Annotated in this window: 16 protein-coding genes; 13 read left to right on the top strand and 3 right to left on the bottom strand. The window is 56.4% G+C overall.

Annotation, left to right across the window (positions count from 1 at the left end):
- Positions 1 to 9: 9 nt before the first annotated feature.
- The 7 genes from N7640_RS14090 to N7640_RS14060 all read left to right on the top strand — a co-directional run bounded on the left by N7640_RS14090 (position 10) and on the right by N7640_RS14060 (position 11,183).
- The gene (locus N7640_RS14090) at positions 10 to 777 is read left to right on the top strand and encodes a DeoR family transcriptional regulator (RefSeq protein WP_279904066.1); all 768 of its coding nucleotides are present in this window, start codon (positions 10 to 12) and stop codon (positions 775 to 777) included.
- Positions 778 to 788: 11 nt separating this feature from the next.
- Positions 789 to 2,624 (top strand): glutamine--fructose-6-phosphate transaminase (isomerizing), encoded by a 1,836-nt coding sequence (glmS, locus tag N7640_RS14085; RefSeq protein ID WP_220815798.1) that lies wholly within the window; start codon positions 789 to 791, stop codon positions 2,622 to 2,624.
- A 282-nt stretch (positions 2,625 to 2,906) separates the two neighbouring features.
- Positions 2,907 to 3,761 (top strand): TnsA endonuclease N-terminal domain-containing protein, encoded by an 855-nt coding sequence (locus N7640_RS14080; RefSeq protein ID WP_279904065.1) that lies wholly within the window; start codon positions 2,907 to 2,909, stop codon positions 3,759 to 3,761.
- Positions 3,758 to 5,929, top strand: coding sequence for a Mu transposase C-terminal domain-containing protein (locus tag N7640_RS14075; RefSeq protein ID WP_279904064.1), 2,172 nt, complete (start codon positions 3,758 to 3,760; stop codon positions 5,927 to 5,929). Before N7640_RS14080 ends, N7640_RS14075 begins: the two co-directional genes overlap by 4 nt.
- Positions 5,926 to 7,386: an ATP-binding protein gene (locus N7640_RS14070; protein ID WP_279904063.1), complete on the top strand. Its 1,461-nt coding sequence runs from the start codon at positions 5,926 to 5,928 to the stop codon at positions 7,384 to 7,386. Before N7640_RS14075 ends, N7640_RS14070 begins: the two co-directional genes overlap by 4 nt.
- A gap of 15 nt (positions 7,387 to 7,401) precedes the next feature.
- Positions 7,402 to 9,066 (top strand): TnsD family Tn7-like transposition protein, encoded by a 1,665-nt coding sequence (locus N7640_RS14065; RefSeq protein ID WP_279904062.1) that lies wholly within the window; start codon positions 7,402 to 7,404, stop codon positions 9,064 to 9,066.
- Between the two features lie 407 nt (positions 9,067 to 9,473).
- Positions 9,474 to 11,183: a TniQ family protein gene (locus tag N7640_RS14060; RefSeq protein ID WP_279904061.1), complete on the top strand. Its 1,710-nt coding sequence runs from the start codon at positions 9,474 to 9,476 to the stop codon at positions 11,181 to 11,183.
- 144 nt (positions 11,184 to 11,327) lie between these two features.
- On the opposite strand, the gene N7640_RS14055 is transcribed toward N7640_RS14060, so the two are convergent.
- Positions 11,328 to 11,888: a GNAT family N-acetyltransferase gene (locus N7640_RS14055; RefSeq protein WP_279904060.1), complete on the bottom strand. Its 561-nt coding sequence runs from the start codon at positions 11,886 to 11,888 to the stop codon at positions 11,328 to 11,330.
- A 263-nt stretch (positions 11,889 to 12,151) separates the two neighbouring features.
- Between N7640_RS14055 and N7640_RS14050 the strand changes: the two genes are divergently transcribed.
- Positions 12,152 to 12,334, top strand: a complete 183-nt coding sequence (locus N7640_RS14050; protein ID WP_347815592.1) for a hypothetical protein — start codon at positions 12,152 to 12,154, stop codon at positions 12,332 to 12,334.
- Between the two features lie 753 nt (positions 12,335 to 13,087).
- Here N7640_RS14050 and N7640_RS14045 read toward each other — a convergent pair.
- Positions 13,088 to 13,447 carry a hypothetical protein gene (locus tag N7640_RS14045; protein WP_279904059.1) on the bottom strand — a complete coding sequence of 120 codons (360 nt, stop codon included), beginning with the start codon at positions 13,445 to 13,447 and terminating at the stop codon, positions 13,088 to 13,090.
- 6 nt (positions 13,448 to 13,453) lie between these two features.
- Positions 13,454 to 13,936, bottom strand: coding sequence for a hypothetical protein (locus N7640_RS14040; RefSeq protein ID WP_279904058.1), 483 nt, complete (start codon positions 13,934 to 13,936; stop codon positions 13,454 to 13,456).
- 181 nt (positions 13,937 to 14,117) lie between these two features.
- Here N7640_RS14040 and N7640_RS14035 point away from each other — a divergent pair, with 181 nt between their 5' ends.
- From N7640_RS14035 to N7640_RS14015, 5 genes are all read left to right on the top strand, one after another.
- Positions 14,118 to 15,437, top strand: a complete 1,320-nt coding sequence (locus tag N7640_RS14035; RefSeq protein ID WP_279904057.1) for a GTPase-associated system all-helical protein GASH — start codon at positions 14,118 to 14,120, stop codon at positions 15,435 to 15,437.
- A gap of 145 nt (positions 15,438 to 15,582) precedes the next feature.
- Complete coding sequence (locus N7640_RS14030; protein ID WP_279904056.1) at positions 15,583 to 16,395, top strand: hypothetical protein; 813 nt, start codon at positions 15,583 to 15,585, stop codon at positions 16,393 to 16,395.
- A 3-nt stretch (positions 16,396 to 16,398) separates the two neighbouring features.
- Positions 16,399 to 17,235: a hypothetical protein gene (locus N7640_RS14025; protein ID WP_279904055.1), complete on the top strand. Its 837-nt coding sequence runs from the start codon at positions 16,399 to 16,401 to the stop codon at positions 17,233 to 17,235.
- A gap of 4 nt (positions 17,236 to 17,239) precedes the next feature.
- The gene (locus N7640_RS14020) at positions 17,240 to 19,729 is read left to right on the top strand and encodes an effector-associated domain EAD1-containing protein (RefSeq protein ID WP_279904054.1); all 2,490 of its coding nucleotides are present in this window, start codon (positions 17,240 to 17,242) and stop codon (positions 19,727 to 19,729) included.
- A gap of 17 nt (positions 19,730 to 19,746) precedes the next feature.
- On the top strand, positions 19,747 to 20,835 hold the full coding sequence (locus N7640_RS14015) for a caspase family protein (protein WP_279904053.1): 1,089 nt from the start codon (positions 19,747 to 19,749) through the stop codon (positions 20,833 to 20,835).
- Positions 20,836 to 20,932 lie beyond the last annotated feature (97 nt).

The raw sequence follows: 20,932 nt of genomic DNA, 5'->3' as shown, positions 1-20,932 counted from the left end.
CGAAACTTAATGTCCAAGCGCAATACACCACAACGCCGCCACGCCATCCTGGCCTTGCTCAACGAGCGGGGCGAAGTGGTGGTGGACGCACTGGCACAGCATTTCTCCACCTCGGAAGTTACGATTCGAAAGGACCTGGCCGAACTGGAGAAGAATGGCCTGCTGCTGCGCCGCTACGGTGGTGCCGTGTCGATGCCGCAGGAGCTGATCGGCGAGCCGGCGCAGCCGGTGTCGCGGCACAAGCAGGCCATCGCCCGCACGGCGGTGGGGCTGATCCGCGAGCACGCCCGGATCATCATCGACAGCGGCAGCACCACGGCGGCGATGATCCCGCAGCTCGGCCACAAACCCGGCCTGGTGGTGATGACCAACTCACTGAACGTGGCCAACGCCCTGCGCGACATCGAGCACGAACCGATGCTGCTGATGACCGGCGGGACCTGGGACCCGCACTCGGAATCCTTCCAGGGCCAGGTGGCCGAACAAGTGCTGCGTTCCTACGACTTCGACCAGCTGTTCATCGGCGCGGACGGGATCGACCTGGAACGCGGCACCACCACCTTCAACGAGCTGCTGGGCCTGTCCCGGGTCATGGCCGAGGTGGCCCGCGAGGTCATCGTCATGGTCGAGAGCGACAAGATCGGCCGGCGCATCCCCAACTTGGAACTGCCCTGGAGCAGCGTCCATACCCTGATCACCGACGACCGCCTGGACCTCCGGGTGGCAGAACAGATACGCGCGCGTGGGGTCCAGTTGACCCTCGCCGCCGCTTCCTGAGGAGAAACGCTATGTGTGGCATCGTTGGCGCCGTCGCCGAACGCAACATCACCCCGATCCTGGTTGAAGGCCTTAAGCGCCTGGAATACCGCGGCTACGACAGCGCCGGCGTGGCGGTCTTCACCCAGGCCGGCGAACTGCAGCGTAGCCGCCGGGTCGGCAAGGTCGCCGAGCTGGAGCAGGCCCTGGCCGGCGAGCCGCTGACCGGCCACCTGGGCATCGCCCACACCCGCTGGGCGACCCACGGTGCGCCGAGCGAACGCAATGCCCACCCGCATTTCTCCGCCGGCGAGCTGGCGGTGGTGCACAACGGCATCATCGAGAACCATGAGGAGCTGCGCGAGCGCCTCAAGGGCCTCGGCTACGTCTTCGCCTCGGACACCGACACCGAGACCATCGTCCACCTGCTGCACCACAAGCTGCAGCAGGGCGGCGACCTCACCGCCGCGCTCAAGGCCGCCATTCCCGAGCTGCACGGCGCCTACGGCCTGGCGGTGATCAGCGCGAGGCAGCCGGACCGCATCCTCGCCGCGCGCAGTGGCAGCCCGCTGGTGATCGGCCTGGGCCTGGGCGAGAACTTCCTCGCCTCCGACCAGCTGGCCCTGCGCCAGGTGACCGACCGCTTCATGTACCTGGAGGAGGGAGATATCGCCGAGATTCGCCGCGACAGCGTGCAGATCTGGGATGTCGACGGCCATTCCGTGCAACGTGAATCGGTGCAGTACCACGAGGGCGCCGAAGCCGCCGACAAGGGCGAGTACCGCCACTTCATGCTCAAGGAGATCCACGAGCAGCCCAAGGTCGTGCAGCGCACCCTGGAGGGCCGCCTGGGTGGTGACCATGTGCTGGTACAGGCCTTCGGCCCGCAGGCTGCGGAACTGTTCGCCAAGGTACGCAACGTACAGATCGTCGCCTGCGGCACCAGCTACCACGCCGGCATGGTCGCCCGTTACTGGCTGGAGGCGCTGACCGGCATTCCCTGTCAGATCGAAGTGGCCAGCGAATTCCGCTACCGCCAGGTGGCGGTACAGCCGGACAGCCTGTTCGTCACCATTTCCCAGTCCGGTGAGACCGCCGACACCCTGGCCGCCCTGCGCAACGCCAAGCGGGCCGGCTACCTAGCCAGCCTGACCATCTGCAACGTCGGCACCAGTTCCCTGGTCCGTGAATCCGACCTGACCCTGCTGACCCAGGCTGGCCCGGAAATCGGTGTGGCCTCGACCAAGGCCTTCACCACCCAGCTGGTCTCGCTGCTGCTGCTGACCCTGGCCCTCGGCCAGGTGCGCGGCACCCTGCAGGCCGGTGTGGCCGCCGAACTGGTGGAGGAACTGCGCCGCCTGCCGACCCGCCTGGGCGAGGCGCTGGCGATGGACAAGACAGTGGAAAAGGTCGCCGAGCTGTTCGCCGAGAAGCACCACACCCTGTTCCTCGGTCGTGGCGCCCAGTACCCGGTGGCGATGGAGGGGGCGCTCAAGCTCAAGGAAATCTCCTACATCCATGCCGAGGCCTATCCGGCCGGCGAGCTCAAGCATGGCCCGCTGGCCCTGGTGGACGGCGACATGCCGGTGGTCACCGTGGCGCCGAACAACGAGCTGCTGGAGAAGCTCAAGTCCAACCTGCAGGAAGTGCGCGCCCGTGGCGGCCAACTGATCGTCTTCGCCGACGAGGCCGCCGGCCTGGGCAATGGCGAGGGCACCCAGGTGATCAACATGCCGCACATCCACGATGTGCTGGCGCCGATCCTCTACACCGTGCCGCTGCAGCTGCTGTCCTACTACGTGGCCGTGCTCAAGGGCACCGACGTGGACCAGCCGCGCAACCTGGCCAAGTCGGTGACGGTGGAGTGATTCGCCCGGATGGAATCCGGGGAAGTGGCTGCACGGAATAAAGATTGACACAAAATAATAAAGTCTGACACAGGCTATTAAAGTCTGACAAAATGCGTAAGCCCCTGTATCTACAGGGGTTTTTTGTTTCTGGCCTAGGCCGTTTGTCAGAGGCCGCCACCTCGATTTTTATCAGGAGTAATCTGGATGACCCTTCGAGATGGCTCCTTGGCAGCCCCTGGTTTCCTAGAACTATTTTTTGGTCAAATGAGGGGATCGGTCCGAACGGGCTGAGGAGGGAGGGTGCGAGGTCGTAGGTTTGCTTCAAATCAGGATATTGAACGGCACATCGCCAATGGTTTTGGAGCAGGCGCCGGAGCTGACTATGTGCCTTGGTTACGTGTTCAGGATGTTCCTTCGATTGGTCGTTCCTGGAAAATCCAAGGCGTTAAGATAGATCGGATTCATCACCTTTTATCCGATCTCGAACGAGCGTACTTTCTACTCTCTGAGTTTTCAGAGGATGTCGTAGACATCCGCGAGCAGTATCCCTTACTGCCGGTGGAAAGCACCCAGGCGATCGCCAGAGCTATCGGTGTTCGGTATCCAAGGTACAAAGCCACCTCTGTTCCGCTCGTAATGACCACTGACTTTCTGCTCACCGTTAAGCAGCCAAACGGGGATCTCAAGTCTGTTGCTAGGACGATCAAATATCAGAAGGATCTTCAAGGCGAAGACTGCTGTCGCACGTTGGAGAAGTTAGAAATCGAGAGACGATTCTGGATGAGCCAAGGCGTAGATTGGAGCATCGTAACGGAAGAGTTGTTTACGCCCGACTTAATTCTGAACCTCGCATTTCTTCGCAAATACGCCAAATTGCCGCGCGCCCTGATGGATGTCTCGCTGCATTCGGAATTTATCGAGATTCTTGAATCCATAAAATTTTGCCCTTGGTCAACGTCAGAGAGCTTGAGAAAAATTGGCAACCAATTATCTATACCGTACAGCGAATCTCGGGACATTTTCTTTAATTTGATCTGGCGAAAAATCATAACGCTCGACTTAAGTTGTTCGCCGTTACACCTCAAGTCGCCCTTGCCAGATTTCAATGTTGTCTCCCCCACCGACATGATTAAGCTGAGCGAGATGTCATCGTGAATATTTCAGTCAATGATGTCTTTGAGCCGGTCACAGAACTCTCAGTACTATCTACTATGGCGAGAGCGCTTCACCTCGATGAGAAGAGCGATACGCTGTTCGTTATAGATCTAACTGAACCGCCCAGACAGCCCTATTCTATAGGTTTGGAGGAGCTCAAGGTTTCGTTGGTGTCGGGTCATACAAAGCCTGTAGTTACGGCAGTACCAGAATTTTTACTGGTTTTGGAAGAAGACCTCGACGAGAGCGCCAGGCGTGATAGGGATCAAAAATGGGCATTGATTGCGCCACTTTTGGATCCGGCCTATCCAGGGCAAATATTCTTTCATGGCGAGATGGGCCGGCTAGTAGGAAATCGTGCTGCTGAAGTCGGTGTTCAGAGAAAGACAATCTATCGTTTGTTGTATAGATACTGGTTTTATGGCCAGGTAAGAAATGCGCTTCTAAAAAATTATTCTGCTGTAGGTGTTCAGAATCGCAATTACTCTGCTGATAAGCGGCCAGGGAGGAAACCTAAATACCAAGGAGTTTTAATCTCGCCTGCCAAATTACTCAGTGCGGTCGATAAACGATGTATTCGGGTGTCTTACGCGCTTTACGCCAAGAGCAAGACATCAACGATTCGCAGCGCTTACGACAAGATGCTGAGCCGTTTCTACTCGGAAAAAGAGCTTTCAAAAAACGCCGAAAATCGGGTCCGATTGCTTCCTGAGTCTGAGATCCCGACATTTAACCAGTTCGATTACTGGGGCAAGCAATTTTTTGATGAGATCGAAACTGATCGTGGGCGTAAGGGCATGACGAAGTGGCTCAAGGATTGCCGCCCGTTGTCCGGTACCGTCCGCGATTGGCTTAGAGGGCCTTGTCATCAATTCGAGATCGACGCGACCGTTGCTGATATTTACCTGGTCAACAGTTACTCTCGCCGAATGCTCATCGGCCGTCCCGTAGTGTACATCGTGATCGATAGTTTCTCGGGGATGATTGTCGGCTTGTATGTCGGTCTGGAGGGGCCTAGCTGGAACGGAGCTCGACAGGCACTGTTCAACGCATTCACCTCCAAGGTGGAGTTCTGCGCGCAGAACGGCGTTGATATCAGCCCTGAGGATTGGGACTGTCGTCACCTCCCGCATCAAATCTACGCGGACAGAGGTGAAATGCTGGGGGCTGCTGCTGAAGGGCTCGCAACTGGCCTGGGTATCGATATGGGAACAGCTCCGCCGTATCGACCAGATTGGAAATCCATGGTCGAGAGTCGCTTCGGCATCCTGAATGATTTAACCGGTATTAGGTGGCTCCCCGGCGGCGTAGCGGCACGAGAGAAGGAACGCGGAGAGCGTGATTATCGGCTCGACGCGACGCTGACTCTGAAGGAGTTCACCCAGATCATCATCGAGTGCATTCTTCACTACAACCGCTATCACCGGCAGCCGGATCGGCTTACCCAGGCAATGATGAGCGAGGGCGTTCAACCCACCCCGATGGATATCTGGAGGTGGGCCTCGGAGAATGATCTGATCCAGGCCAACAAGCGGCCTGACGAGCTGATTTATCTCAACTTGCTGCCTCGGGAACGAGCCACTGTCCAGAAGGGGGGCGTGTTGTTCCGCGGTATGCATTACGTCTGCGATATGGCTATCAAGGAAAACTGGTTCGCAAAAGCGCGTCGCAATGGCGTTTGGTCGATTGATTGCTGGTTTGATCCGAACTCCGCAGCGCACATCTGGATCAAGGGCGAGAACAAGGAGTTCCTACGTTGCGACCTGCGACGCTCGGATGCCAAGTATGCGAATTATCGCTCAGATGAGATCTACGATCTGCTGGAGGCCTACCGGCAGTTGCCACCCACTCATAAACGCGCCGAACTCGAGAGCCGAGTGGTCTTGGCCGACACAGTGGAGCAAATTGTTAACAATGCAATGGCCGAGCGGAAGCTTGAACCAGCACCCGCCTCTAAGGCTGAAGCGTTGGCGAACATGCGCGAGAATCGTGCGCAAGAGCGGCTGCTGGAGCGAGAGCACGCCACTGTACCTGAAGGTGTACGTGCGGAACCCGTCGTTCAACCTGGTGCGCAGAGCCCTGCTATTGGCCGAGATTCGTACGCGGGACCCCGCACCGCGCAGGTTATCGATCTGCTCAAAAGAGTTCGACCGGGGCAGACCAAATGAGAGGTGCTAAAGCTCTTGCGAGCTATACGACGCAGGCCATCACTGAATACGCGGGAAACCCTCTGATCGAAGCGCTGCCACCAATTCTTGACGAAACGGCTGCTGCAGAGCTGATATCAAATTTTCCCCAGCCGGTAACACCTGAAGAGCTCGAGCTCGACGGGGCAATGCGGATTCACTGTATTGATCGCTTGAGGACGGTCGTGCAGCCGTTTCTGCTGCATTTGGAACTAGAGTCCCTGTTATCTCTGCTGATCCGCCGCGGATATGTTGGCCGTAATCCAACTAGTGCCTCCACGGTCAGGCACCTGCATTCCTTGTCAGGGGCTCAGCGCTATCACGATGCTTTCAAATCAACAGCTGACACTTTCAGTGTTGTGGGCCTGAGTGGTATTGGGAAGTCCACTGCACTGCATGCCATTTTAAGCCTGTACCCTCAGACGATCCGGCATGAGCGTTATGAGGGCCAGCAATTCGTCCACACCCAGATCACCTGGCTCAAGCTTGATTGTCCCCGAGATGGCTCGCTGGCTGGATTTTGTCAGCAGTTCTTCCACGCGGTCGGCCAGGCACTGGGTGATCAGGACTACCACAAGCGCCACCGGCATCGAAACATCAACGATGCGCTTCAGCAGATGGAACAGGTAGCCAGCACGTTTTTTATCGGCGCCTTGCTCATTGATGAGCTGCAGAACCTTCACCTGGCCAAGACCGGGGGTAAGGAAAGCATGCTGAATTTCTTCCTCCACCTGGTGAACAACATCGGTATCCCGGTCGTGTTCATCGGGACGAATTCGATGATCAGCCTGTTCTCGGACGTAATGCGTGTCGCCAGGCGCAGTTGCGGTGGGGGGATGATCGAATTCAAGCGCTTCGAGAAGGAGGATGACGAGTGGCATTTTCTGGTCGAGAACCTTTGGAGCTATCAGTGGTGCAAGCAGACGGCTGAACTGACTCCGGAGATTTTTGACGCTCTGTACGAGCACACCCAGGGAGTGACTGACTTCCTGGTTAAGTTATTGGTGTTGAGCCAGCGCTATGCCATTCAGAGTGGCTCTGAGTGTGTAACTGCCGAGACGATCGTCAAAGTAAGCAATTCCAAGATGCAAATACTCAGGCCAGCGCTATCGGCTCTGCGTAGTCGTGATCCTAATCGCATGCGCAAGTTTGACGACCTGCTTCCCATAGAGGAGCAGTTGATGGAAATGATGGCGTTCAGTGGGCTTGGGCGAGCTGACCGTCTTGCTTTGCTTCGAGGTGTGACCCCACCTGCACGTGCAAATACCGCGGTACCAGAACCTGCTGTTAAGAAAGCCGGTACGCCTGTAGCTGTCGCTGTTGAGGCGTCGCAAGCAAAGGCGTTCAGTGAGCATCCTGACACCCTTGCAGAGCTAAAGTCAGCTGGCTGGGTCACCAAGGATATCTTCGAATTCTCGCCGACCTACCGTCGCTCATGATTCGAGGGTCGCGTAATGGAGCTGAAATTCCATTTCTTCCCTGCAGCATTCCCCGACGAGACGCTACACAGCGTTCTCTCTCGCTATGCCCGGCTTTGTGGCGGGCATAGCCGCAAGGCTGCGTTCACCGGCAACAGAGCTGCGGTCTCGTTCACGCAAAATGTAGCGTTTCCCTGTCGGTTGGATGATTTAGTCGGGTCGCTCCCCCCGGGCACGGATCTCTCGGTATCCAAAATCATCACGTGTCATACCGTTCTGCCGTATTACGCGCCCTTCCTCACCGAGGATCAGATTCAGCATGCCCGCACCTCAATGGCCGGGGACGGCAAGTGGCTAATGCTGAAACTAGGGGTTAATGCCAGTCGGCTCGAAGGAGCTTCGAGGGTACGGTTCTGTCCGGCCTGCCTCAATGAGGACATCGTTCGTGTTGGCGCAGCGTACTGGCACCGCGTTCACCAGCTTCCCGGCGTGTTGGTATGTCCTTACCACGGCGATCCGCTCAGGATGGTGGATCCGAGCTGGTATAGCCGTAATTCCTGGCAGCTCAACTTACCTGACGATGATGATGTACAAGCTCATTCAAGTCAGATTGATGCTGGTCTAGACGATTTTCCAGCGCTACATCAGATAGCGCTCTGCTCAATGCAGCTACTTACGCTAGACCTCAAACCTCTATCACCTACTGCAGTGCGCTCTTGCTTTGTGCGAAAAGCTGCTGAGCTAGGCCTAACCCGTGGTGTATCGCACCGGCTAGACCTATGTCGTTTGGACGCACATATGGCATGCGTCTTCAACGCCCTGCCTGCAGCTTGGGAATACTCGACTCTCGGAGAGTCGCCCGCAGATCTGCCCGCGACTTGGGTCACCAAGCTGCTACGGAGACCAAGGCACACGCATCATCCACTCAAATACATTGTGTTAGCCACCGCGCTGGAGATGGATCTGCCTCATCTCTTGTGTGGTGGTAAGCCATCAACGCCAGCGGTTAAGCGCCCATCGCCAATTGATGTCGGCTATTCAAAAACGAGGCTTTCTGAGACCTTATTAGAGGGGCTGGAAGGCTTATCTGCGGCGGTTTGGAAACTAGCGCTGGCCGGAAGCGAGGCACGGCCTATCGCCGCTGCGCTTGGGGTCTCTCAAGTGTATGTTTATCGAACCATTCGTGCCGTCAACGGCGGCTCGAAGGCATGGAGAGAAGCAAGATTTCTAAGTGAGCGCCTCAGGCGCCGAGCAGCCTTCGAGATTGAGTATGAGCGCCTGCAAGCTCACCAATGCATCGATTACATGTGGCTGTATCGATGTGATCGAGCCTGGCTTTCAGGCTGCATCGCCAAACATGTAGGTATTCATGCAAGGCGCTCCGATAACGCCGGTACATTCGCTGTTCTCGACGCGAAACTTGCTGAACAAATCAGATCTTGTGCACAGCGCCTTCGAGCTGGCTCGGGAAAGCCCGTATTGATCTCGCGAGCTAGGGTAGGGCGAGAACTGCATATCCTTCCACGTCTCGAGAAACAGCTGTCCAAGCTACCCCTGTGTGCTAGAGCTCTGGAGCAGACGTGTGAGTCTATTGAGGAGTTTCACGCCCGGCGTCTGCAGTGGGCCAAAGCGAAGCTGGAAAATGAGCAGCGAAGCGTGACCCGCTCAGCGTTATATCGAACTGCTTGCATCAGGCCGTAGTGATTCTGGCTTCATAACGCGGCGAGGCAAGCAAGGCTGAATTAGCCGGTCGTAGGTGGCCTTCGAGAATACAGGCCTTGTTACATGCTGCATGTTAGGCAGCCGCAATTAAGTCCTGTTTCTTATAGCAATATGCCAGTCACGCATTTCTATGGATATATTCTTTGAGAATGTGTGAGCCGTTGAGAGACGTTTACTGTGCTCTAGGCCATGAGAGTTCTGATGTAAGCCTAATTTTGGACGTATGGGGCATGCAATATCCGATAATAGAATGTCAAATTAATGGCGAATTTTTGTAAAGTTGAAAGCTTCGCAATATTTTCCAATTACCGGAGCTTTTGTGTTTAAAATGCCCCGCCTCGCAGGATGCGTATAACTCAAAGTCCTATCTCACAAGCCCATTATAGATGTCTGACCTGCTATTTTTTCCTATGTCGATGCCGGACGAGATGCTGCACTCTCGTATCACTCGTTATCATTTCCTTTCAGGTAACAGAACTGAGGCAGAAACCTTTCGTGACTTGTTCGGATCGGCTCCTTTTACTGTAGGGATGCTGCCGAAGCGGATTGATGTACTTGCTGCCAAGCTACCTGGTGACGCAGAGAACAATCTTGATGAGTTAATCCGCACCAACACTACGTTCCCTGCATACAGATCCTTTCTAGGGGTAAGCCAAGGAGTGGAGAGTGCCACTGCAGAGCCTTGTTTCTCTGGGGTTGCCCGTATCCCCCGCCGAGAGGGAACGGTCCACGGTAAAGCAAAGCTCTGTCTTACCTGCATGCAGCAAGACCTGCTGGATCTGGGGTACGCCTACTGGCATCGATCACACCATTTACCAGGTGTCTCCGTCTGTTGGCGACATGGTGACCAGCTAATACATGCGTGCCCCAAATGCACCCACCCGTTCTTCCGGAAGCTGCGGTTACTTCCGAACCTGACCGATCCATGTGTATGTGGCTGGAGCACTCTCGCCCCCGCGGCAGTGACCTATGGAACTCAGCTTGAAAAGAGATTTGCAGATTTCGCTCACGAGCTTCTGCAGCGCAATTTACCGTTGATGAGTAGCGAGGCGTTATGCGCGACCTATTGGCGGCAATGCAGAAAGCGGGGCTATGTACACGGAAAATTTACTAGTACGGCAAAACTATTTGATAGCATCCGAGATAACTACGGTGATGACGCCTTGTCGCAAATGGACGCGGCTTATGAAGCAGGGAAACATGATCAATGGATAAGGTTCACCACTCGTAACAACCAGATGGATATGCCTCTTGCGCGACATTTAATTATTGCCCTGCATCTGTTCGGAAGCGCGGATGGATTTGAGGATGCTCTAAACAAGGAACTCATTCTTCAAGGCGCAAGTGCGAGGTCACGTTCAAAGCCAGAAAAGCCAAAGATTGTTAGAGGTAGGAAGTCGCAATATCGTCATAAGATCGACACGATCCTAACTGTACGAGCGGACGCCGACTTAGAATATCTCTGGAAAAATGCCTATCAAGCCACCCGATGGCTTAATGAAAATGACAAGCCATGGCTGATGTCAAAGCTCGAAACGCCAAAGCATGAGTCTGTTGAGATTGAGGACGTCAGCGATTCCCGAGATAGCGCGTTTGCAGCAATCTTGATCGCGGGTGCAGAGGATCTCTATCGGATATCAAAAGGGCAGAAGCGGGTCAACCTCAGCAATCTACAAAAACTACTTCCAGTCCGTTTACCACCGGATCCAACAACGCGTAAGCGCAGATTTCCGTTGGCTTCTCAGCAGGCTGAGCTCCTTATGGAATCTTCCTGGCACTTTCTATTGCGGCGGCTTATTTGTGCGCTTACCGATATCTCAAGGCTAGGTCTCCCGATGAACACTGGAAGTCTTAATGTAGTTTCCAGCGTGCCCAACCCGGTTTTTCAGGCCCTTGTAAGCTTTTTTGAATGGGACTTGGAGAGCTTTGTAAGAAACGGCATTGATCCAGAGGTCCTGCTTAAGTCGACCGGTGTAGCTAGGGATTGGCAGGGACCGCCTGGTTTCAACGTGGTTCTTGGGGGGGCTGCGTACTATCAACCAAAACCTACTGCTGAGCTTTTGGAAAAACGTAGCGCGAAGCTCCTCGAATACTAAGTGGCATTTGGTTATGTGGATTAGATGCCTAGAACTAGCAAGCGGTAATAACACGACAGCTGAGGACGTTAGCCTTCATTGTTATGGTCGTTTCCAGCGGGTACTTAACTGGAACTCGCGGCGACCAGTCGGCGCCAGGGTTAATCAGTCCTTGTAACCTGGATCGTACTCCGCATCCATGCGAGCTTTTATGGTCGGCCACTCTGGGGAGGTCATCAGTTCGCGGATTAGCCGTTCGTGTTCTGGCTCTGGTATCAGGTGCTGCCAGCGCTGTTGTTCGCTTTCTTGGTTGCCGGTGCGAATGTCTTCGGTCAGTTCGGCGCCGGCACTGGCGAATCGTCGGCGCGCTTTCTCCCAAAATTCAGTGGATGTGCCTATTTCGTGCATGGGAGACAGTGGTACCTGATACTGCTGTGAGAGCCGCCACAATGTGGCCATCCCGAGGCCGCGGCGCTGATGATTGGGGGCAATGCGAAATTCACTGATGTAGACCCGATCCTGCAGCGGGCTCACGCCGTAATTGATCACGCCAACGCGCTGGCCAGCCAGTTCGACCGAGGCAGAGATACTCGGCCCGGGGAACACAAAGTTGCCGCGCAAGGTTTCGCTGTTCTGGGTCACCAGTTTCAGGCCGACCGCCTGTGCCTCGAAGCGGGCTATCTGACGGCGTTGGAAGAAGTCGCAAAGGGGCTCAAACATAAGCATTGCCGGCTCCTGCATTGAATAGTTTGATATGGCCGAGCTAGAGGTCAATACGGTTATCGAGCGGCAGAGCTACATGAAAGTCGGTTAATTGACGGGAAAGACAGAAGCTACGACCAGAAAGGGCGCGTTTCCCAGCCTGGTACCAGGCCAAGCACTCCCTCAGTCATGCCTGCTCGCCGAAAGCTGGCAATCGGCAAGTTCGACATGAGGGCTTTGAAGCGGTCTTTCCAGTCGCTGGTCGGGTCGATCTTAAGCATCAGTGCTTGGATTGCTACGGCTCGCGCGAACATCTCAAGCGCATCCTGCGCCTAGATCGGCTTCGACTTCGAGGCCTGAACGGTGCGCAGGACGAGTTTTTGCTGGCCGCCACTGCCCAGAATTTGAGGCGAATGGCCCTGTGGCTGATGCCGAAAATGCAGAAAGGGGCAAATGGCCTGGCGATTTGATCGGAACAGCGGCTTTCGCCTCCAGAAATCCAGATCGATAGTCTGAAAAATCACTACTCGCCCGGAGCAACTTGGCACTCGGTCGAGCGCCGATCAGTTACGAGGCGAGTTTTTCAACGGAATAGGCCGGTAGCAGACGCTGGTGACTGGACGCTATTGGCGAATCTTTGGTAGTCCCAGCTCGCTCCGGATTGTCTGTGCCTCAACGCTCGTAGTTTCGAAGATGAAAGCCGGGGCGCAAGGCGCCTGCAGTACCGCCAGCAAGTTTGGCTCTGGATTAGGCAGGGTCGTGGCACTGGGGCCACGCAGCGGTGGAGTCTTGGAGTCTGGCTCTCGTAGCGCAATCAAGTACGGTACCGCCTTCATCGATTCAGGCTCAGCAAACGTAGAGTTGTCCCAGGTTGCCGAAATCACTCGGGACGGCTGCCCAACCAAAACCTCGTCTACCACCACGTCAAAGCGTGCGTAGTCACTCAGGATTTTCTTACTCTTCGACCTCGCCCTCCAGAAATTTGATCTCTCGTCTGTGGGCTGGACGATCTCATACTTCTCGATTCTGCCTACGACGATCATGCTCGCGTACTGGATGTCGCCGAGTTCAAGGGCGGCATATGCCCTACAGGCGCTCGCAGGCGAGACCATCAATAGAAAGCCAAGGCTCACCGCTAGGGCCTGAAGACAGCGCCGCATAGAGCGTCTCTGTAGAATAACGAGCGTTCCGGCCTGGGTATCCCCGTTCAGCACTACTAGGCCTCACTTTCGCACGTAGCTTTTGTTGCCAGAAGGGGTCAGGCAGTACACGCCCCCTCGTGGGCCAGTGCAGAACGTGCTTGTACCGCATGCACACTCGCCGCTGCTCTGGAGGAGCTGCTGTGGGGCAGCAACCGGAGCACGCCCCGTTCCCATGTATGCCGAGCAGCTCTTCTTAGAGCCGCTAATAGAGCCGTCATTGCAAAGGAAGAGATCGCCATCGCACCCGGCGATGCCCCCCTTCCTACCAGAACAGGGAGTATTGGCCGCAAGGGCCTCGAGCGTAGAAAAGCCAAGCGCTGTCGCGATGACCAAACACAGGCCGAAAGACAATTTGCGCTGCTGTGAGGAAAAGCTATTCATCGTGGTCTACAGAGGGTCGCCGACTAAAACCGCACGGCCTGTATCGCCCTCGCACCCGTCGGGTGGAGACCAACTCAAAGCAGCGGATTTGTCAGGTATGTGGACGACGAGGTAACGCTCCAAGCACTCCCCCATCGCGTGTTCCGCCACGGCCTCAAGTTTGGTCGAGTCCCAGCTGCTGATCTTGTAGCTGAAAACCTGCGCTTCGAGGTCTTCGCCCTGGTTGTGATGCAGGATCGAGGCGACCGCTTCGTGGCAGGTATTGGAGGTGCGGTTGCAGCGGATTTCTACCGCGTTCGTTCCTGGTGCCTGGTAGCCCTCGGCGGTCTTCCATCCGCCCCAGATCACAACATCATCCTGCTCCTCTTTGAAGATCAGTGGAGGAATGGTGGTGTTCTCGATTGGGCTGGGCTTCGTAAACCAGAGTGCGAGGTAGGTAGCGCAGAGAGCTGATGCGAGTGCGATCAGAAGCGTGTTGAGGTATCGCATGTAGAGTCCTTTCAGTTGGAGGCCGTCCTGGCCGAGGTCAACACTAGAGCATCCTGAAGAAATGGGCTAATCGAAGGGCTGCTTTCGGCCAAAAGCGGCCGATTTCAGCCGCAGCTATCGGGCTGTGGCTGGCTCAAGTATCATTTTGACGTATCACAACAAAAGGTCGGGAGGCCAGGGAATGGAAGAAGAGTTTTTGTTGAAGTTTCTTGAAATTGGAGCCATCGACCTCAAGGGCGATGACACAAAACTAGATAAGCTTCGATCCACGGCCAAAGACCTGGCTGCCATTCTTCGAAAATCACCCTCCAAGACCGCCAGTTTCACGATGGTGGCGGCCGATCCCAACATTGCAGCTACGGACCCAACCGTGGACGAGGCGATGGCGGCCCTCCGTAAGCAATGGGAGACCGTTGCCAATGCCTTCGCAGGGCGACCAGTCAGTATCTTACGGGCCACCCTTCTTGATGCGATCGTGCGGGCGGCTCGTTCGGACGATGCGATTGCCGTCGCCTTTGTCAACACTGCACGCAATGCTCTGACTCACACCGAAACAGCCAACGAAGCTGATATTTGGCGCGAAGCTGTGAGCGAAATTGAGACGAAGGTCGATGCACGTGCCGAGGCAGAGTGGGCAACTCCGGAGATGATTACGGTCGACCCGTTGCAATACACACCGCCAGCCTTAGTGTCTATGGACTATGAGGCCCCTACTGTCGATCAGGATGAGCTACTGGCGAAAATCCATTCAGCTGCGGGCCCCTGGGGCCCCACTGACCCGAACAAGTTTTCTCCGTCGAACAATCAGCAAGCGTGGTCGCAGCAATTTGCAAACAAGATGAGTGTTGCCATTGCTGATGCTTTGGATGCTATGGCCGAGGAGCTTGCGCCAGCTCCTGTGGATCTCTCAGGCCCAATGTCTACGCTGGCAAAGGCGGTCACCACTCACATTGATAAGGCATTAGCGAGCTTCAGTGGCGCCACGGCAGGCCTGCAGCGCCGCACGAATTTGCTTTGGTGGAAGGAAGCTCTGTACTCCCCGAGCGCTCATGCTAGCTACCTTGACCTTCCGCCTTTCGAGGCCTCTGCTTTGATGGCGCTCGACTTACATGAGCAGGTGCCAACCTACTCACCAGCGAGCGTATCGGCCTTTCTGCGGGAGGCCATCCGTTGCCTACCGGTTGAAGATGAAGGCGCTGCGAGCGGTGAGCGTGATCTCGCGAGCCTTGTGCGCGAAGCCAGGACAGCTACATTTATGCAACCTTTTCGCACGTTGGCTGCTAAATACGCGCCTGTACCCGTTGGCCGAGGCCCGCTGCTGTCGTTGATTGGACACCCGCAGGGTTCAGACGCAGTCGAACCAACGACCCTGCGTGCACTCTGTGGCGTGGATGCTTCTACCTCGATGACCCCGTCTGATTGGGGAACTTACCTATTCCGTGAGCTTCAGACAGCCCGCGCCACCAGCAACGGCCCAACCACTCGGGCAAAAAAGAAGTGAGCCGCCCATGGACAGGTGCCCCCAACCAAACTGTTTCGCGGACGACAACACCACTTGTACGTTGGGCCACATCCGGCTTGACATGTGCCCCGAGTGGAAACGTGTCAGCAAAGGAGAGGTAACTGCCTCGCCTGGCGATGACCAGATGCTGCTCCCGTGGAGCGGCTTGGCAATGGGAGAGTCTGACCTCAACTTTGTTAGTGGTAAGGTCAAGCCCATCACTGTAGGTATCGTCGGTCCAGAAAGCGCAGGTAAGACGACCATTCTTGGTGCGTTCTATCTACTGCTTGGTCGAGGCGCGCTGACTACTAACGCAAATTTATTCAGCAACTCTTACACGCTTGCAGGTTGGGAGGCAGTTGCGACCTATCTACGCTGGAAACCGGGACAGCCTCCAAGCTTTCCACCCCATACGCCAAGTGGGGCGGCTCGAGCACCTGGGATGCTTCACCTTGGCTTTCGTCGTGAGGACGGGTCGCTGCGCGACCTTCTTTTTGCCGACGCCCCAGGAGAGTGGTTTCAAAAATGGGCGGTCAATGAACAGGCAGTCGACGCTGAAGGGGCCCGTTGGATTGCCCGACATGCAGATGTCACGCTACTGATTGCTGATCGCCAGGCACTTGCTGGACCCAAGATGGGGGCCGCTCGAAACGATTTTCAGCTGCTTGCTCAGCGTGCAGTGACTGAGGCCCGCGGACGGCGTCTGGCACTCGTCTGGACGAAGGGGGACGTAGACGTGGCGCCAGCCATGGAAGCGCAGATTAGAAAAGCGGTGGCCTCTGCGTCATCAAGCGTCCCAGAGTTCACAGTCAGCGTGTCCCCCCGTGGTGAAGTCGATGCTGCAGAAGGCTTCCGCGAGCTATTTGACTGGGTCCTTTGCACCAAACGAACGGGAGTTGATTTGCCCACGACAGAAGCGTCTGGTCACGACCCGTTTTTTCGATTTGATAGGAGATAGTTGGTGGCTGCTCAACACACTATCTTGTTGGTCGGCGAGTCAAACGTCGGTAAGACTCACTATGGAGCCCAGTTTTTGAAGCGGCTCATGGTCAGAGCATGTGCACTCAAGATGTCCGGCGCTCCGACTAATCTGGAGGCGTTTACTACAGCTCTCAGTTGCCTGACAGAGGGAAAATCGACCGACCACACGCCGGCCAGCACCTATGTCGAGAGCGTCTGGCCTATTACGGACGAGGCCGGTCGCCACGCCGAACTGGTTTGGCCTGACTACGGCGGCGAACAGGTTCGCAACCTTGTCACGCAGCGCCGGATTCCTGCCGCCTGGCGCGAACGCGTACTCGGGGCCACGGACTGGGTATTGCTCATCAGACTGCATTCGCTTCGGTCTGAAGACGACCTGTTCTCACGCCCGCTGCAGTCATTCGCTGCGGTGGAGTTCCAGGCAGAGGCGCCCGCATACGAGCTGTCAGACCAAGCAAGGACAGTGGAGCTTCTTCAAATGCTGCTCTATCTGGCGCAGTTCCACTTGGACCGGCCGCTTCGCAAACCTCGCTTGACGCTCCTTCTGAGTTGCTGGGATGAGCTTGAAACGACGGAGCTACCGGCTGACCTTCTGGCCTCTCGACTGCCGATGCTGTGGTCGTTCGTACGCAGCAATTGTGCGTCGCCTACTGTCATTGGCCTCTCGGCCCTCGAACGCACACTCAGCAAGACGGATGCGGACCAAGAGTACGCAATCCGCGGCCCCGAAGAGTTCGGCTACGTAGTGCTACCCGACGGTGTGAAGAGCACCGACATTACCCTGCCGATCCAACGCTTGATGATCGATGGAACCTGAGTGAATGCGAGTCGAACAGGCTGTCTATGGCGAGGTCCCGGGTCGCGGTCACGGGCTCAAAATATCAAGTACGACTGCGCCTATAGCCTCTGACATTGCATCAAAGCTCGACCTACCAGATACAGTGCCTCTAGGTGTCCAGACGTGGTCGCCGTTCGTTCGCGGCTTCCCAATCGACGAGCACTACGTTCTTGCTCGCACGTTCCTGGATTCGAGCGCGTCGCGCGGCGGCATGGTGCTGACTCATGCGCTGATCATCAGCTTGGACGATATGTGCGAGGTTGGCAGCCTGGCCATGCTGTTTGGGCGGCTGGCACCCTCGGTTACAGATTGCCCCGGCTCGGTGGCAACGCTTGAGCTTGACAATGTTGGCAGCAGCCACGAACCGGCTGCTGACCTGATCGGCGCGGCCAACGCGTTGACAGCCCAAGAGCTCGCTCCAGTTGTCCGACTGAGCGCCGGAGGATTTGAGCACCTCGTCGATTCGCTGTGGAGGAACCTCTGGCCAGCCTTCAGGCGAACTTTCGCGTTCCGGCTGAGCTTCGGTCCGAACGACATAGTAGAGCAACCCGTGCCGGCGCTCGTATGCACGCCCGAGCAGCTCCAAGCTCGCTGGACGAAGCGCCGTATAGTCAAGCCAGATGATCAAACCCCGGAATCTGAAGCCGCAAGGATTCTCTGTGGCCTGCGCGACCTGCAGCCAATCCTGGCTCTTGCCGCAGAGCTGGGCCTTGAAGTTCATACGCTCAAGGATCTGATTAAGCTTGAACGGCTGTACACACTCCTCTCTGGTCGCGAGAGTTTCGATGACTTGCTGGCTGCCATACGTTTGATAGACGGTCTCTCAAGTCAGACGACTCTCGGCGTAAGTATTAAGGATAAGATCATCGGGCGGTTCACGGCATTGATTTCAGTCGCAACCTGCAAGCAGTTGCTGCCAATGAGGAATTTGGCACTCCCGGGTTTTTCCAACACGCGGTCGCTATGGTCGGCCGTTGAGCTTCTCGTTAGCAACCTTGTATTCGCGCCAGTGGACGACAGCGACTTAATAGAGATGGCCGCTGCGTCGGCTGATGAGGATCTCGCATTGCCGTCTTGGCGCGCTGCAGTGACAGCAGGCTTATCGACTGCTGCTCGTCGAGACAACCCCGCCATTTCTCAAGCGATCTGGCGATGGGCTGAGGTTAGCCAAGCCGCGTTCGCCGCGGTCATAGACTCTGTACCGGCTGATGCAGCAGTTGAGCAACGGCTGGCGGAGGAAGTGCCTCGAAAGCTCCACGTTACCAATCAGGCCGGCTTGCTCTCGCCGTTGCTGAAAAAGCGCTGGCTGATCGCGTACGGCGCCGCGTTAGCTTCGACTCTCTCCCCTCTCGATGCCACGGCTCAGCAGCTCAAGGTGGACAAGGATTCAGACCATAGCGCCGGTTTACGGTCAGCTCTCCGGTACGCAAGCCCTTTCCAGATGCTGGAGTGCGCACTCACGCATACGGACTTGCGCTTGGTCGAATTGTGCGCTGAGCTGGCGGCCACCCACCCTCAGATCCTGTCTAACATCCGATGCGACGATATTACCGAGCAAAAGCTGTGGGGCGCTGCGATCGGCAGGAGCCCCTCCCTGTGGAACGCACCAAGCAATGCCACCTGCGTGCGCGACAACGTTTTAGCTCAACTCGTCGAAGGGCGGTCCGTCGACACTGCCCTACTCGAGAGGCTGGCCCATACTCCCTTGGCTGACCTTAGTGCCATCCCGGAGCGGGCGCGGCTTTGGCCGTCTCTGCCCGCTTCGCAGCGTGAGCACTACCTACAGGCGACAGCAAACGGCTGGCTGAACGTCGCAGCGAAAGGCTCGGCGGTTACTCCCCCTGAAGCGTTGCTTGAGCGCGCAATCATGGCGAGTTCTAGCTTACAGTCCGTGCTTGAAAGATCATCTGTGACGGTTGCTGCGCGTCTCTCAATCATCAGAGCCCTTCCGTCGTTCCTCGAAGAGATGTTCATCTCATGGCTGAGCAACCTCTTGAGGAACGTTCGCACTCTTTCTCATACGGATTCTGAGCAACTTGGAGCGTTTGTGGCGTCCCGACGTTGGGAGCGCGCAGCCAAAAATCTCTCGGATCGGTTTGCCGACCATCGTCCAGATCTCATGCCGGGGCTACGGTTGTGCGCAGACTTACTTAACTTTTATACGCGTTGGATGCTTGGAGTCTCGAAACCAAGCGCTGTCGAGAAGTGGAATGCATTCGAGAAAGAGGCCCGTGAACTCTATCCAAGCGGGCCAGACAGTGACGAGCTTTGGTCACGCGCTGGAGGCAAGAATTCCGACCTTCCAGGGCAGTCCCAAAACGGGGCAACACGTTGGCACACTGCATTGAATTCAATTCGTTACGGCGGCCGGCCGACTGCACGCGAGCTCCTTAAAGTGATGTGCCAGGACTTTCCTTCGAACGAGAAACTGCGCCTGTGTGTCAGTGACACTGACATCGTTGGCCGGCGGTGACACTCCATGGTTGAAACATGAACCCAACTAGCTATCCGCAAGGCCACGCCCTTCTTATCGGCGTGGCGAGCTATCAGCAAGTCTCCAGCCTGCCTGCTGCGATTCTGAACGACGTCAACGACATCGCAGCGACACTCTCATCGCCGCAGTACTGTGCCTATGCCCCCGCCAACGTGGTCACTCTATTAGAGGCGAGCGCTACTCGGGCAGCTGTGCTGAAGGGGCTAGACGAGCTGGCTGCCCGGGTGGGGGCTGATGACACGGCTTGCGTGTTCTTTTCCGGTCATGGTGCCGTCGTGGGCAGCCCTGGTAATGAGGACAGCGTGTTGGTGACAGTGGATAGCGATCTCGCAGACATTGAAAACACATCCATTAGCTCGAATGAGTTGGCCGCGGCCCTTGCGCAGATTAAGTCGAAGCGACTGCTGGTCTTCATCGACGCCTGTCATGCTGGGGGGGCTGCAATCTCGAAAAGATTGACTGATGGCAGAGGCCACGAGTTTAAGTCTGGCTATACCCAAAACACCTTCGCGAAGCTGGCAGCCGGGAGCGGACGTGCGCTGATGGCATCGTGTCGCGCTGACGAAGTGTCGGCCGTATTTGTCGGTGCGAGAAATAGCGTTTTCACTGCGGTACTGCTCGAAGGATTGCGGGGAGCTGCCGACAAGGGTGCCAGCGGCTTCATCAAGGTCTTTGACCTGTTTAACTACGTATCCGAAGAGGTGCAGAAACTGATCCCTGACAACCAGCATCCAATTTTTAAAGCTGACAACCTTGAAGGGAACTTCGCTGTCGCGCTGAGCCAAGGCGGGAAGAAGTCGCCGCACACGCCAACGATGCAAGAAGAGGCTCCGTGGTTGATGCTAGAAGAGATACTGGTCGAACTCTACCCATTCGGACCGCGGGACCAAGAAGTGTGGAGCCGCGCTGGTGGTGACCTGTCCCGTCTCCAGTTTCACCCCACCGGTCAGGCCGCTTGGCATGCAGCGCTTCGCACTCTGAAACAGGGCGGCGGAGGCAGGAGTATCAACTTTTGCAGCTTGCTTAGTACAGTGAAGGAGGACTTTTCGAACCATCCTCAGTTGGCGGCGCTCAAGATGCTTTAAGCAGCCGTTAAAGCATTGCCAGGCTTACTAGAGGACGGCTGAATGTAGTGGTTTCAGTTTCATCGCCGACTTTCAGCAGCTGTTGATATTCGCAGAA

This window comes from Pseudomonas sp. GD04015, from assembly GCF_029837675.1.
Lineage (GTDB): Bacteria > Pseudomonadota > Gammaproteobacteria > Pseudomonadales > Pseudomonadaceae > Aquipseudomonas > Aquipseudomonas paralcaligenes.
The sequence above is the reverse complement of the archived record's forward strand: the minus strand, read 5'-3'. Positions and strand labels throughout refer to the sequence as shown.

Excerpts from the sequence above, each read along its gene's own strand:
- N7640_RS14090 (WP_279904066.1), top strand. The coding sequence starts at position 10 with ATGTCCAAGCGCAATACACCACAACGCCGCCACGCCATCCTGGCCTTG.
- N7640_RS14045 (WP_279904059.1), bottom strand. The coding sequence starts at position 13,447 with ATGAATAGCTTTTCCTCACAGCAGCGCAAATTGTCTTTCGGCCTGTGT.
- N7640_RS14055 (WP_279904060.1), bottom strand. The coding sequence starts at position 11,888 with ATGCTTATGTTTGAGCCCCTTTGCGACTTCTTCCAACGCCGTCAGATA.
- N7640_RS14020 (WP_279904054.1), top strand. The coding sequence starts at position 17,240 with ATGCGAGTCGAACAGGCTGTCTATGGCGAGGTCCCGGGTCGCGGTCAC.
- N7640_RS14030 (WP_279904056.1), top strand. The coding sequence starts at position 15,583 with ATGCTGCTCCCGTGGAGCGGCTTGGCAATGGGAGAGTCTGACCTCAAC.
- N7640_RS14015 (WP_279904053.1), top strand. The coding sequence starts at position 19,747 with ATGAACCCAACTAGCTATCCGCAAGGCCACGCCCTTCTTATCGGCGTG.
- N7640_RS14040 (WP_279904058.1), bottom strand. The coding sequence starts at position 13,936 with ATGCGATACCTCAACACGCTTCTGATCGCACTCGCATCAGCTCTCTGC.
- N7640_RS14035 (WP_279904057.1), top strand. The coding sequence starts at position 14,118 with ATGGAAGAAGAGTTTTTGTTGAAGTTTCTTGAAATTGGAGCCATCGAC.
- N7640_RS14070 (WP_279904063.1), top strand. The coding sequence starts at position 5,926 with ATGAGAGGTGCTAAAGCTCTTGCGAGCTATACGACGCAGGCCATCACT.
- N7640_RS14065 (WP_279904062.1), top strand. The coding sequence starts at position 7,402 with ATGGAGCTGAAATTCCATTTCTTCCCTGCAGCATTCCCCGACGAGACG.
- glmS (WP_220815798.1), top strand. The coding sequence starts at position 789 with ATGTGTGGCATCGTTGGCGCCGTCGCCGAACGCAACATCACCCCGATC.
- N7640_RS14060 (WP_279904061.1), top strand. The coding sequence starts at position 9,474 with ATGTCTGACCTGCTATTTTTTCCTATGTCGATGCCGGACGAGATGCTG.